Genomic DNA, 14,071 nt, shown 5'->3' on the forward strand with positions numbered 1-14,071 from the left:
TGGTGAGGGAGGAAAGCAATGATGTCGATTCATCCACAAACGATTGGCTCCCTATTAAGAGAGAAAAAGGAGCGGCACCCAGCACATGAAGCCATTGTTTATCCAGAACGTTCTTTACGCTATTCATACGAAGCGTTTTATAGGGAGGTGAAGGAAACAGGGAAAGGTCTCATGGCATTCGGTGTTCAAAAAGGTGATCATATCGCCATCATGGCACCAAATGTTCCAGAATGGCTCATCCTGCAATTTGCCTGCGCCTCCATTGGAGCTGTTCTTGTCACTGTAAATACCAATTTTCAATCACAGGAACTCGCTTATTTACTCAAGCATTCTGATAGCAAAATGCTGTTTATCGTAGACGGCTTTAAAGAAACTTCCTATGTCAACATGCTTGAAGAGCTGATTCCAGAGCTTCAAACAGCTCATCATGGTGAGATCACATCCGCACAATATCCTTATTTAAAAAGCTGCGTGTATATCGGTCAGCGCGTACCAAACGGCATGCGCAGCTGGGACAGTCTTCAAGTGGCTGCCAAAAGAACAAAGGAGCATGAATGGGAGAACCGAATGGATGAACTCGTGCCTGATGACGTCATGAATATGCAATATACCTCAGGCACAACCGGTTATCCAAAAGGAGTCATGCTTAGTCATACAAACATCGTCTGTAATGCCAGTCAAATCGCAGATTGTATGAAGTTAACAGAGCAAGACCGTATGTGTATCCCTGTACCGTTTTTTCATTGCTTTGGCTCTGTTCTTGGTGTGCTTGCTTGTCTAACAAAAGGGGGAACGATCATCCCACTTGAATCTTTCCATCCGGAGCGAGTCCTTCAAACAGTTGAAAAGGAAAAGTGCACCGTTCTTCACGGTGTGCCGACGATGTTCATCGCAGAGCTCGATCATCCAAATTTCCACTCTTATGATCTGTCCACATTACGAACGGGCATTATGGCCGGCTCACTCTGTCCATCCCATGTCATGAAAGCCGTCATAGAAAAAATGGGACTCAGAGAACTCACGATTGCCTATGGTCAGACCGAAAGCTCACCTGTCATTACCCAAACAAGAACCGATGATTCATTTGAAAGACGGGTTCAAACGGTCGGACGTGCGCTTCCTCAAATCGAAGTGAAAATTGTCTTACCGGGTACGTCAGAAGAAGTACCAAGAGGGGAGCAAGGGGAACTGTGTACAAGAGGTTATCACGTCATGAAAGGCTACTATAAAAACGAAGAAGCCACAAATGAAGTCATTGACGAGGACGGGTGGCTTCATACAGGGGATTTAGCTGAGATGGATCAGGACGGCTATGTAAAAATCACAGGACGGCTCAAAGATATGATCATCAGAGGCGGAGAGAATGTGTACCCAAAAGAGATTGAGGATGTCCTTTACACGCATCCCGCTATTCTAGACGCACAGGTCGTAGGCATTCCTGACGAGACATACGGAGAAGAAGCCGCTGCGTTCATTCGGCTCAAACAAGGCCAAACGGTCTCGATTGATAAATTAACCAGCTATTGTCAGTCTCAAATGGCACGCTACAAAATCCCGAAATACTTTTTCATTACAGATGAGTATCCAATGACCGCCTCAGGAAAGATTCAAAAGTTTCGACTAAAAAAGCAGGCGCTTGATCTAATAAAGGAGTGAAGGCAGCGATGTTTCAACAAGTATTGATCGCCAATCGAGGCGAAATTGCCCGTAGAATGATTCGGACATGTAAACGGCTCGGCATTAAAACGGTTGCCGTCTATTCAGAGGCAGATCAGTATGCACTTCATGTGCAAGAGGCAGACAGCGCCTATTTTATCGGTGGCTCAAAAGTATCTGAAAGCTATTTAAACATGGAGGCGATCATCGAGGTTGCCAAACAAACAAATACAGATGCCATCCACCCTGGATATGGCCTTTTATCAGAGAATGCAGCATTTGCTGAACGCTGCCGCAGTGAAGGCATCGCCTTTATTGGACCATCTGCACAAGTCATTCAGCAAATGGGGAATAAAATTGAAGCGAGAAAGACAATGGAACAAGCTGGCATCCCAATCGTTCCAGGTATTTCGGCCCCGCTCAATGATGCGGACGATGGGGTCAATAAAGCAAAGACGCTCGGTTATCCCATTATGCTGAAGGCATCGAGCGGCGGAGGAGGAATTGGCATGCAGCTCGTCCGAAATGACGAAGAGCTGTACAGAGCGTTTGAAGGAAATCAAAAAAGGGCGCAAAGCTTTTTTAATGACGGTACTTTGTACATGGAAAAGGTGATTGAGCATGCGCGCCATATTGAAATTCAAGTCCTTTTTGATTCCTTCGGCCATGGGGTTCACTTATATGAAAGAGACTGTTCACTCCAAAGAAGACATCAGAAAATCATTGAAGAAGCGCCAGCTGTCTGTCTCGATGAAGAAGTGAGGCATCAAATGGGGCAAATGGCCGTCAAAGCTGCCAAAGCCATTGGGTACGAAAATGCAGGGACGATTGAATGTTTAGTCGATGAAAACCAGCAATTTTATTTCTTAGAAATGAATACGAGATTACAAGTAGAACACCCTGTCACAGAAGAAATCACAGGCATTGATCTTGTCGAAGAGCAGCTGAAAATCGCTGCATTAGAGCCGCTGGCTTTCAATCAGGAGGACATTCATCCAATTGGGCATGCCATCGAAGTGAGAATCTACGCTGAAGATCCTGTCACATTTTATCCATCACCAGGAACAATCACTCGGCTTTCTGCACCTGAAGCCTCATATATCCGTCATGAGTCAAGCGTCACGAGTGGAAGCGTCATTACGCCATTTTACGATCCAATGATTGCGAAAATGATTGTTTACGGCGATACCCGAAAAGTCGCAATTGAACGATTAAAAACGGCATTACAAGCATATGAAATAGAAGGGATCAAAACCAATTTATCGCTTTTAAGGGAAATGGCCGGATCTTCTGCCTTTTTACATGGCAGTATGACAACCGATTTTCTGATGAAAAAAAGGGAGGAAAACCGTTCATGAAAACCGTCACAATACAAATGGCCGGCAACCTATGGAAGCTTCTTGTAAAACAAGGCGATGTAGTGCAAAAAGGGCAGGAGGTCGCCATTTTAGAATCAATGAAAATGGAGATTCCGATTGTTGCAGAAGAGGTAGGTGTAATTAGCAAAGTGTATAAGGCAGAAGGTGAATTTGTCGATGAGGGAGAGGTGCTTTTGGAGCTGACAGTATAGGAGGGAAGCCACATGGCATTACCAAAAAGCGTGCTTATTAGAGAGGTCGGCCCGCGGGACGGACTGCAAAATGAATCCGTTTGGCTGGACACAAACGAGAAGCGAACGTGGATTGATTTACTCGCAGCAGCCCAGCTCCCTTATATTGAAGTCACATCATTTGTCCATCCGGCATGGGTTCCAGCCTTAAAAGACGCCAGAGAACTAGCCCAATCATTAAACAAAAAAGACAAGATCACCTATGCTGCACTCATTCCCAATGAAAAAGGCTTAGCTCATTTTTTTGAAGCAAACCTTGATATCGGCGCTATGTTTGTCTCATCGAGTGAAACACATAACAAAAAGAATATGAATCAGTCCATACAGGAAACGCTTCCTGTGATCAAACAAATGACAGCCGATTTAAAAGCAGAGGGGCGAAAGACTCGCGCATATCTTTCTACCGTGTTTGGCTGCCCCTATGAAAAACAAGTGCCGATGGACCAAGTGCTGCGATTAACGGAATACCTGCTCTCATGCGGCATTGATGAAATTTCTCTCGGAGACACCATTGGAGAAGCTCATCCGCTGCAAGTAGAAAGACGGTTGGACATTTTGCTTGAACGCTTTCCCGCCGATAAAATCGCTCTACATTTTCATGATACAAAAGGGATGGGCCTTGCGAATATTTATACAGCATTAAAGGCGGGCATTACGATATTTGATGCCTCTAGCGGCGGGCTTGGCGGCTGTCCATATGCACCTGGTTCCAGCGGAAATGTAGCGACAGAAGACGTCGTGCATATGTTACACAAACTGGGGATTGAAACAAATGTCGACTTTCCCAGATTGATCCGCGCGGCCGAATGGATTGAAGCAAAGGTAGATCGAACCCTGCCTAGTCACTGCTTACATGCATTTCACTCTCACTACTTGATAAAGGATGAATGACATGGAGGAATTGATTCAATATTCAATACAAGATGAACAGATCGCGATCTTGACCTTAAATAGACCCGAACAAGCCAATTCTCTATCAGCTGCTATGCTGGAGGAAATCAATCAAACCATTCAAGAAATCAAACACGATGAAAACATCCGCTGTTTGCTCATGACTGGAGCTGGCGCTAACGTTTTTTGCGCAGGAGCAGATTTAAAGGAACGACGATTCATGACTGACGAAGAAGCAAAACAGGCCGTCCTAACCATTCAGCAAACCTTTACAGAAATTGAATCATTACCTGTGCCTGTCATAGCCGTCATCAACGGACACGCACTTGGCGGAGGTCTTGAGCTTGCGCTAGCCTGTGATCTCCGCATCGCAAGAGCGGGTGCAGCACTCGGCTTGCCGGAAACAGGACTAGCCATCCTGCCGGGAGCAGGGGGCACGCAGCGTCTTCCGCGCCTGATCGGCATCGGTAAAGCAAAGGAGCTTATCTTCACAGGCACTTCTTTACGAGCAGAAGAGGCCATTCATATTGGGCTGATTGAGCATATCTCTTTCGCAGATTCACTCATGAATGATGCCATCGCACTCGCAAAGCAAATGGTCAAAAATGGACCAATTGCCTTAAAAGAAGCAAAACAGGCCATTCAATCTAGCCTTGATCACGATTTACAAACAGGTTTGACGAAAGAACACGAAGCCTATCTGCGGCTTATTCATACAGAAGATCGAATGGAAGGTCTCAAGGCTTTTCAAGAAAAACGAACGCCTCATTACAGAGGCAAATAGCAAGAAAGGGGAATGCTCATGATCCAGGAATATGAATTAAAAAAACAGCGAATTGAAAAGGGCGGGGCTGAACGATATCATCAAAAAAACAAAGAAAAAGGAAAATTGTTTGTCCGGGATCGCCTCCAATTGTTATTAGATGAGGATTCTTTTATTGAAGATGCCATGTTTGCAGAGTGTCAAGATGCCCATTTGCCAGCAGATGGTGTTGTCACAGGGACGGGGCGGATGCATGGGCAGACCGTTTGTGTCATGGCAAATGACTCTACTGTTAAAGCAGGGTCGTGGGGCGTCAAAACAGTAGAAAAAATCATTAGAATACAGGAAACAGCCGAGAAGCTTAATTGTCCCATGCTCTATTTAGTCGATTCTGCTGGTGCAAGGATTACCGATCAAATCGCGATGTTTCCAGGGAGAAGAGGAGCAGGTCGCATTTTTTATAATCAAGTCAAACTGTCTGGACGTATCCCGCAAATTTGTTTACTATTCGGCCCGTCTGCGGCTGGTGGTGCTTACATCCCTGCTTTTTGTGACATCGTCGTCATGGTTGAAGGAAATGCTTCCATGTATTTAGGCTCTCCCCGAATGGCTGAAATGGTGATTGGAGAAAAAGTATCACTCGAAGAAATGGGCGGGGCGAACATGCATTGCAGCATTTCTGGGTGCGGAGATATATTAGCGAAAACAGAGGAAGAGGCCATTCAAATCGCACGTGATTATTTAACCTACATGCCTGCCAACTATACGGAAAGACCAAAAAGGAAAGCCCCAATAGCGCCTAAACCATCTGAAATCTCACTCCAAGACCTCATACCTAAGGGACAGAATACCCCTTTTGATATGTATCAACTTATTGATTTGCTCATTGACGAAGGGTCATTTTTTGAAATCAAAAAGCTGTTTGCTGCAGAGCTGATCACAGGCTTTGGGCGAATAGACGGTCAGCCTGTCGGTCTTATTGCCAATCAGCCAAGAGTGAAAGGCGGCGTGTTATTTCATGACTCCGCAGACAAAGCCGCTAAGTTTATTCAGCTGTGTGATGCTTTTCATATCCCACTGCTCTTTCTTGCTGATATACCGGGATTTATGATCGGAACAAAAGTGGAACAGGCTGGCATTATTCGGCATGGAGCAAAAATGATTTCCGCTATGTCAGAGGCGACCGTACCGAAGATATCTGTCATTGTACGTAAAGCATACGGGGCAGGTTTATATGCGATGGCAGGACCAGCCTTTGAACCGGATTGCTGTCTCGCTCTTCCATCTGCCCAAATTGCTGTTATGGGCCCAGAAGCCGCTGTCAATGCTGTCTATGCGAATAAAATTGCCGCACTCCCTCCAGAAGAGAGAGCCGCATTTATACAAGAGAAACGCAAAGAATACCAGGAAGATATGAATATATACGAGCTTGCCTCCGAAATGATCGTCGATGGCATCATTCCATTTGACCGTTTAAGAGCTGAACTGTGTCATCGCCTACAAGCCTATACATCAAAAGAGATGACATTTACGAGACGAAAACATCCGGTCTATCCGGTCTAAAAGGGGGGGCGTCCTCATGATGAACCTAAAACCAGCATGGATACCGAAAGAGCAGATGATCAAAAAAACACGTCTTGACCAATGGATGAAGTCTCTTGGATTTTCTACTTATCACGCATTCTATCAAGCCAGTATCGAGCGCACAGATTGGTTTTGGAGAGAAGCCGAAAAAGCGGTCGGTATTCAGTGGAAAGAGCCGTATGAAGCGGCATTAGGGAAGCATTCATTTATGTGGCCAAACTGGTATAAAGGCGGCATATTAAACATCACTGAAACGGCCGTGGACAAATGGGCAGAGAAAGAAGAAACGAAGCATCAACCCGCCATTATTTGGAGCAATGAAGCAGGTGAAGAAAAGAGGTGGTCATTTCTCCAGCTGCAGGAGAAAGTCAATCGTCTTGCAGCTGGCCTTTTAAAGGAAGGGCTTCAAAAAGGGGATGTGGCCATTATTTATATGCCGATGCTTCCTGAAACGGTTGCCGTCATGCTTGCCTTTGCGAAGATTGGTGTCATCTTTAGTCCCGTCTTCTCAGGCTATGGAAGTGAACCTCTCGCTGTACGTATTCGCGCATCAGGTGCATCCATTGTCGTCACAGGAAATGAAATGACGCGCCGCGGAAAGACGATCAACATGCGAGAATGTGCGGCGGATGCAATCAAAAAAACAACAACTGTGCAAACAGTCATTGTGCACACTTCCTCTGATACTGGATATCAAGATGAGATCAAACTGAATGATTTGTTGAACGAACAGCCGATAGCCCGAGCGGCTTATGTCACAAATGAACACCCGCTTATGATCTTGTACACATCAGGCACAACTGGCACACCAAAAGGAGCTGTTCATACACACGCAGGATTTCCTGTCAAAGCGGCATTTGATGCCGGTCTATGCATGGATGTTGCCACAGGAGACCGGCTGTTCTGGCTGACAGATATGGGCTGGATGATGGGGCCATTTCTTGTCTTTGGCGGTTTGATCAATGGAGCCGCCATCGTTTTATATGACGGCGCCCCCAATTATCCAAATGAACAGCAGCTCTGGTCATTCATCCATCAGCAGAAAGTTACTCATTTTGGACTTTCGCCTACATTTGTTCGTTCTGCGATGCAGCAAAACATGGAAGGGGTCCATCTGCCGCATGTCAAAGCCATCATTTCTACTGGCGAACCTTGGAATGAAGCGCCGTGGGAGTGGTTATTTGACACCATCGGTCAAAGGAAGATTCCGATCTTAAATTATTCAGGAGGAACCGAGGTGTCTGGAGGAATTGTCGGGAGTACGCTGCTTCGTCCAATCAAACCGATTCTCTTTAATGCGGCGATCCCAGGAATGGCGGCAGATGTGTATAATGAAGCCGGACAAAGCGTGATAAATGAAGTAGGAGAGCTTGTTGTGAAAAAGCCATGGGTCGGCATGACATGTGGTTTTTGGAACGAGCCGGAGCGTTATGAAGCTGCGTATTTCAAACAGTTTGACGGCGTATGGACACACGGTGATTGGGTCATGCAAACAGAGGACGGAGAATTTCATATCACGGGCAGATCGGATGATGTTATAAATACAGCAGGCAAACGTGTCGGTCCAGCTGAAATTGAATCCATCCTTGTTGGACATCCGGCTGTGCACGAAGCTGCTGTAATTGGGGTAAAGGATGAGGTGAAGGGAGAAGCGCTCGTATGTTTCATCGTAACCGGTTCACACACTTTTGAAGAAGCCAAACTCATCCAAGAGCTTTCAGCATATGTTGGTACACATGCCGGAAGAGCGCTCACACCAAAAGAAACTCATCTCATTTCTGCTTTACCGAAAACAAGAAACGGAAAAATCGTCCGGCGTTTACTAAAAGAAGCGTATGAACACAGGCCTTCACCAGACCTTTCTTCACTAGCCAATCCAAATATATATAAACGCATCTCTGAATATTTGAAAAGCAAACAGCAAACATAGAAAAGAAGACAAAGGGCTAAAATAAAGATCATTTTAGCCCTTTGTCAACAATCTTAGACAGGAAGGACTCCTGTCTTTTTTATTGAACATGAAAATTCGTTCCATCTGTTGTTTCTTTGACAATTCCTGCCCGAATGACAAAATCACCGAAATGTTCATTTTCTTCTCGTTCTTTTGCGTAGCGGGGAAGAAGAGAACCAAGTTCTTTTAAAATGTCTTCCTCACCCACATTTTCACGGTACAGTTTACTTAACCTGCTGCCGTCGAATGCAGCGCCAAGATACATATTGTATTTACCAGGTGATTTCCCGATAAAACCAATCTCACCTAAAGCATGACGAGCACAGCCATTTGGACATCCAGTCATTCGGATCGTAATCTCTTTATCACTTAATCCATTTTCTTCGACAATCTCATCAATACGATCAATCAAGCGCGGAAGGTAGCGTTCTGCTTCTGCCATCGCTAAGCCGCACGTTGGCAATGCCACACAAGCCATGGAACTGCGGCGCAGGGCAGAATGCTGCTTGCCATCTGATAAACCAAATTCCTGAATCAGCTTCTCAATCTGTTTCTTTTTATGAGTTGTCACATTTCCAATGATCAAGTTCTGATTTGCGGTTAAGCGGAAGTCACCTGTATGAACCTTGGCGATTTCACGAATGCCTGTCATCAGCGGATAATCATCATAATCTGTGATGCGCCCGCCTTCTACAAACATCGTATAATGCCATCTGCCATTAATGCCTTTCACCCAGCCATAACGGTCACCGTTATGATCAAAATGATAATCCCGTGCGTCTAAAAGAGTAAACCCAAGGCGACGCTCAAGCTCTTCTTTTACATTCTCAAGGCCGAGGCGGTCTACTGTATATTTAAAGCGGGCATTTTTTCGCACGGAACGGTTTCCATAGTCTCGCTGAATGGTGATGACTTGTTTGGCAATCTCCACAACCTGCTCAGGTGTGCAAAAGCCGATCACCTTTGCAAGCTGAGGGTAGGTTGCTGTATCACCGTGAGTCATACCCATTCCGCCGCCAATTGCGACATTAAAGCCGACCAATTGCTCATTTTCGATGATCGCAATGAAACCTAAATCCTGTGAAAAGACATCAATATCGTTAGCAGGAGGGACCGCCACACCAATCTTGAATTTTCTTGGTAAATAAAGCGGACCGTACATCGGCTCAACTTCCGTATCAGGCGTTGACGCTACCTTTTCTTCATCAAGCCAAATTTCATGGTACGCTCTTGTTTGCGGAAGCAGGTCATCACTTAATTTTTTCGCCAGCTCGTACACATCCTGGTGCACTTCTGATTGATAGGGGTTGGATGTACACATGACATTCCGGTTCACATCGCCGCAAGCAGCAATCGTATCAAGCATAGTAGAATGAATGTCTTGAATGGTCTTTTTCATGTTCCACTTTAAAATACCGTGCAGCTGAAAGGTTTCACGAGTTGTCAGCTTTAACGTTCCGTTACCGTATTTGTGAGCAAGCTCATCCATTACAAGCCACTGCTTGGATGTAGCGATTCCGCCAGGCAGGCGCACGCGCAGCATAAATTGATAGGCTGGCTCAAGCTTTTGTTTTTGCCGTTCATTTCTGAGGTCACGATCATCCTGTAAATAGCTGCCGTGGTGCTTCATCAGGCGGTTGTCATCATCAGGAATTCCCGCTGAAATCGGATCAAGCATCACTTCCTTTAACGTACCCCGTAAATAATCACTTTTTTCTTTGATTTCCTCTACGTCGCTCGGAGGTCCATCCGGCGCTGTTAATGCTGTCTTCACCATGTCGTAAAAGCTCCTTTCTTTCAAGCATCAAATCAATATACGTCACGCTGATAGCGTTTTTGCTGCTGTAAGTTGGCAAGATAGCTTTCTGCTTTCTCTTTGCTCATTGCACCTTCTTCTTGAATGATCGATAGAAGGGTATTGTGGACATCATGTGCCATATGCTTTTCATCTCCGCAAATATACACATAAGCACCTTGCTCAAGCCATTCGAATAATTCTTTACTGTGTTTCTTCATTTGGTGCTGGACATATACTTTTTCCTCTGAATCTCTTGAGAAAGCCACATCCATCTTCGTTAATACGCCATCTTTTAACCACTTTTGCCATTCTGTTTGGTATAAGAAATCCGTCACAAAGTGCTGATCACCGAAGAATAACCAAGATTTTCCGTTTGCGCCGATTTCCTCGCGTTCCTGCATAAATGAACGGAAAGGGGCGATGCCTGTGCCTGGTCCCACCATAATGATCGGAGCATCAGGATCTTGAGGAAGTTTAAAGTTTTGGTTGTGCTGAATATAAACAGGTATCGTATCACCTGGCTGCAAGCGTTCCGCACATAAAATCGAGCAGACACCTTGACGTTCTCTCCCGTGTGCATCATATCTGACTGCACCTATCGTCAAATGAACCTCATCCTCATTTGCTTTTAGACTGCTAGCAATCGAATAAAGGCGTGCAGGAATTTTTCTTAAAATAGACGTAAAATCGGCTGCTGTTCCTTCAAAAGGACCAAAATCACGAGCCGCATCTAATAAGTCTCGTCCTTCTATATACTCTTTGAGCTTTTCTCCATTTCCTTCTTCTAAAAGGTCATGCAAGGCTTCACTTTTCGTCAATGAAGCGAGCTTTTGAAGAAGAGGCTTTGTTAAAACTGTAATCTCAAAATGCGAGGTGAGGGCTTCTTTTAAAGGAAGAGTATCACCGTTTTTATGAACGGTTACGACCTCCTCTGGATTCCATCCGCATGTCTTGATCAGTTCATCCACAAGCGCAGGATCATTTGTTGGGTAAATCCCAAGACTGTCACCTGGCTCATAAACAAGGCCTGATCCTTCAAGAGAAAGCTCTAAATGACGGGTTTCTTTGTTAGAGCCTCGGCCATTTAGGTTGATATTTTCAAGGACTTCAGCATAAAAAGGATTCGTTCTAGAATATTCTGAAACGGTTTGACTGGCTGCTCCCGCTGCTTCTTGTGGTGATGATACAGCTTCACCTTCACTTAGAGAAGAAGTCACACCTTGAAGCCATTCAGAAAACGGCTCATCATAATCAAGATCACAGTCTACCCGGTCAAAAAGGCGCGTTCCGCCAAGCTCTTTTAGGCGCTCGTCAAATTCTTTCCCCGTCTGACAGAAGAATTCATATGAACTGTCACCTAATGAAAGGACAGAAAAGCTTAAATGATCAAGCTTTGGTGCACGTCGGCCGTGGATATATTCATGGAACGAAAGGGCGTTATCAGGCGGATCTCCCTCGCCATGTGTGCTGACGATAATCAGTAAATTGTTTATTTTTTTCAGATTATTCGGTTTAAAATCGGACATAGAAGAAAGCGTCACTTGAAAGCCTTTCTCTTCAAGATGCTGCGCTGTCTTTTTCGCCAACCCTTCGGAATTGCCTGTTTGCGATCCGTAAAGCACGGTCACATCTTTTTTCACAGGCTGAGCAGATGCCGCGGCAGAAGGAGCCTCTATGACAGCTTCTGAGCCGGCAAGAGCTACCTGTGCTGATAAATAACCAGTAAGCCAAATTTTTTGCTGATCTGTTAAAGTCGGAAGCAGCTGATTGAGTAAATCTGCCTGTTCCTGACTAAACGGACTGTTCAATACATGAAGTTGCAACGATATCCACCTCACAAGGAATATAAACATAGATTAATTCGATAGGAATTATATATATAGGTTCAATTTGAACTTTACCGAAAGTTTGCCATTAAGTAAAATATATAATATTGATTGTCATGATTAAGATTTCTAATAACAAAGGGCATAAAAAAAGGAAAACGGCGATCCGTTTTCCTCAGATTGTTGACAAAGGGCTAAAATGAACTTTATTTTAGCCCTTTGTCTTCTTTCCAGCGTGACATGAAAACCTTTGCAGTCTAGGAAGGACGAGTACCGGCGCGGAGCGAATTTGACATTCGTGAGCACCGGCACGCAGGACTGACAAAGAATGCGAGGGTTTGTCTACACGCTGAGGAAAACGGCGATCCGTTTTCCTTTTTTATCTGACTTACGCCGTTGGAAGTCCCATTACAGCTTTGACTTCTAGATATTCCTCGATACCGAAATCTCCCCATTCTCTGCCAATACCTGATTGCTTAAAGCCGCCAAATGGGGCAAAGTAATCTGTTTCGGCATTGTTAATGGTGATTTGACCAGCACGAATGTGTTCAGCGACGTATTTTAATGTCTTTTCATCTTTGCCAACCACATACCCAGCAAGACCATAAACTGTATCATTAGCGATTTCAAGGGCATGGTCTAGGTCCTGATACGTAATGACACTCATCACCGGTCCAAAAATTTCTTCTTGGGCAATGGTCATATCATTTTTCACATTTGTGAAGATCGTATGCTTTGCAAAATAGCCTTTGTCTATGCCGTCCGGCTTTCCAGTTCCCCCAGCAAGCAAGGTCGCACCTTCTTCGATTCCTTTTTCAATATATGACTGCACAGTATCCCATTGTTTTTTGGAGACAAGCGGGCCAGTGGCGTGATCTTCTCTCGGATCACCTACAGTAAACTTCGGCAGAGCCTTCAGCAGTGCTTTCTCAAATGTCTCCTTCATTGATTCAGGAATCAGTACACGTGTAGCTGCGGAGCATACTTGACCTGTGTTCATCGCAATATGATGAACGGCCGTTTCTGCTGCTTCATCCACATCTGCATCGTCTAAAACGATAAGAGGGGATTTCCCGCCAAGCTCAAGCGCGACTTTCTTAATATCTTCAGCAGCGTTTTCCATTATTTTAGAACCGACTGCACCTGAGCCTGTAAATGAAACAAAATCAATATCGGGATGTGAGCTAATGCCATTCCCAATGACTTCACCTGTTCCATTCACTAGGTTAAAGACGCCTTTAGGCACACCTGCTTCATCAATAATTTCTGCAAGAATCATTGCTGCAAATGGTGTAATTTCAGCAGGCTTTAAGACGACTGGTGATCCTGCCGCAATGGCACCAGCTATTTTCAGTGATGTTTGGTTTGTTGGAAAATTCCATGGTGTAATGAGTCCACTGACACCAATTGCTTCTTTTATAATTGTATGTCCACCGCGGTCTTCTGTAAATGTATAGGACTTAAGGGCTTCCGCAGCTTTAGAGAAGTGTTCATGCCCCATTTTGTAATGAACCTCTTCTGATACTTTAAGCGGTGCACCCAGCTCTTGTGTCATGACTTCGACTAGTTCATCCTTACGCTTTTCGTACCCGCGCACAATGTTTTCCAGCATCTCTACTCGTTCATGTCGAGATGTTTTTGAGAATGAAGGGAAGGCGGCACGAGCTGCTTTAACAGCCTTATCTAAGTCTTCCTTCGTTCCTAAGCTAATTGTGCCAATGACTTCCTCTGTAGCAGGATTGATGACTTCCGTCGTTTCGTTTGCTGTGGATGCTACCCATTCTCCATTCATAAAGTGTTTCTCTTGATTTCTCATTTTGACATGTCTCCTTTTTATATGTGATTCAATCCTATATTCTGTTTTCAGCTGATATAAAACTGTACCCACTGTGAAAAATCTAAAACGAAGAAACTGCATGAGAAAAAGTTTCTGATATAATACGCAAAGTGGGACATATGTCCTTTTCAACCTCGGGGCATCTATCATTTAATG

Annotated in this window: 10 protein-coding genes; 7 read left to right on the plus strand and 3 right to left on the minus strand. The window is 44.7% G+C overall.

Annotated elements, in window-relative coordinates:
- Nucleotides 1–18 precede the first annotated feature (18 nt).
- Genes BK049_RS17940 through BK049_RS17970 form a run of 7 tightly spaced genes read left to right on the plus strand, consistent with a single transcriptional unit; the run spans nucleotide 19 to nucleotide 8,433 of the window.
- Nucleotides 19–1,656 carry an AMP-binding protein gene (locus BK049_RS17940; RefSeq protein ID WP_034739640.1) on the plus strand — a complete coding sequence of 546 codons (1,638 nt, stop codon included), beginning with the start codon at nucleotides 19–21 and terminating at the stop codon, nucleotides 1,654–1,656.
- 8 nt (nucleotides 1,657–1,664) lie between these two features.
- The gene (locus tag BK049_RS17945) at nucleotides 1,665–3,014 is read left to right on the plus strand and encodes an acetyl-CoA carboxylase biotin carboxylase subunit (RefSeq protein ID WP_071169099.1); all 1,350 of its coding nucleotides are present in this window, start codon (nucleotides 1,665–1,667) and stop codon (nucleotides 3,012–3,014) included.
- The gene (locus BK049_RS17950) at nucleotides 3,011–3,226 is read left to right on the plus strand and encodes an acetyl-CoA carboxylase biotin carboxyl carrier protein subunit (RefSeq protein WP_071169100.1); all 216 of its coding nucleotides are present in this window, start codon (nucleotides 3,011–3,013) and stop codon (nucleotides 3,224–3,226) included. Before BK049_RS17945 ends, BK049_RS17950 begins: the two co-directional genes overlap by 4 nt.
- A gap of 12 nt (nucleotides 3,227–3,238) precedes the next feature.
- The gene (locus BK049_RS17955) at nucleotides 3,239–4,156 is read left to right on the plus strand and encodes a hydroxymethylglutaryl-CoA lyase (protein WP_071169101.1); all 918 of its coding nucleotides are present in this window, start codon (nucleotides 3,239–3,241) and stop codon (nucleotides 4,154–4,156) included.
- Nucleotide 4,157: 1 nt separating this feature from the next.
- Nucleotides 4,158–4,940 carry an enoyl-CoA hydratase gene (locus tag BK049_RS17960; RefSeq protein WP_071169102.1) on the plus strand — a complete coding sequence of 261 codons (783 nt, stop codon included), beginning with the start codon at nucleotides 4,158–4,160 and terminating at the stop codon, nucleotides 4,938–4,940.
- An 18-nt stretch (nucleotides 4,941–4,958) separates the two neighbouring features.
- Nucleotides 4,959–6,482, plus strand: a complete 1,524-nt coding sequence (locus tag BK049_RS17965; RefSeq protein ID WP_071169103.1) for an acyl-CoA carboxylase subunit beta — start codon at nucleotides 4,959–4,961, stop codon at nucleotides 6,480–6,482.
- A 16-nt stretch (nucleotides 6,483–6,498) separates the two neighbouring features.
- Entirely contained in the window at nucleotides 6,499–8,433 is a 1,935-nt protein-coding gene (locus BK049_RS17970) for an AMP-binding protein (protein WP_071169104.1), read from the plus strand.
- Between the two features lie 79 nt (nucleotides 8,434–8,512).
- Here BK049_RS17970 and cysI read toward each other — a convergent pair whose 3' ends face one another.
- The 3 genes from cysI to BK049_RS17985 all read right to left on the minus strand — a co-directional run bounded on the left by cysI (nucleotide 8,513) and on the right by BK049_RS17985 (nucleotide 13,894).
- On the minus strand, nucleotides 8,513–10,231 hold the full coding sequence (gene cysI, locus BK049_RS17975) for an assimilatory sulfite reductase (NADPH) hemoprotein subunit (protein ID WP_008362177.1): 1,719 nt from the start codon (nucleotides 10,229–10,231) through the stop codon (nucleotides 8,513–8,515).
- 32 nt (nucleotides 10,232–10,263) lie between these two features.
- Entirely contained in the window at nucleotides 10,264–12,075 is a 1,812-nt protein-coding gene (locus BK049_RS17980; RefSeq protein WP_071169105.1) for an assimilatory sulfite reductase (NADPH) flavoprotein subunit, read from the minus strand.
- Between the two features lie 391 nt (nucleotides 12,076–12,466).
- Nucleotides 12,467–13,894: an aldehyde dehydrogenase family protein gene (locus BK049_RS17985; protein ID WP_071169106.1), complete on the minus strand. Its 1,428-nt coding sequence runs from the start codon at nucleotides 13,892–13,894 to the stop codon at nucleotides 12,467–12,469.
- Nucleotides 13,895–14,071 lie beyond the last annotated feature (177 nt).

The organism is Bacillus xiamenensis (genome assembly GCF_001857925.1).
GTDB lineage: Bacteria > Bacillota > Bacilli > Bacillales > Bacillaceae > Bacillus > Bacillus xiamenensis.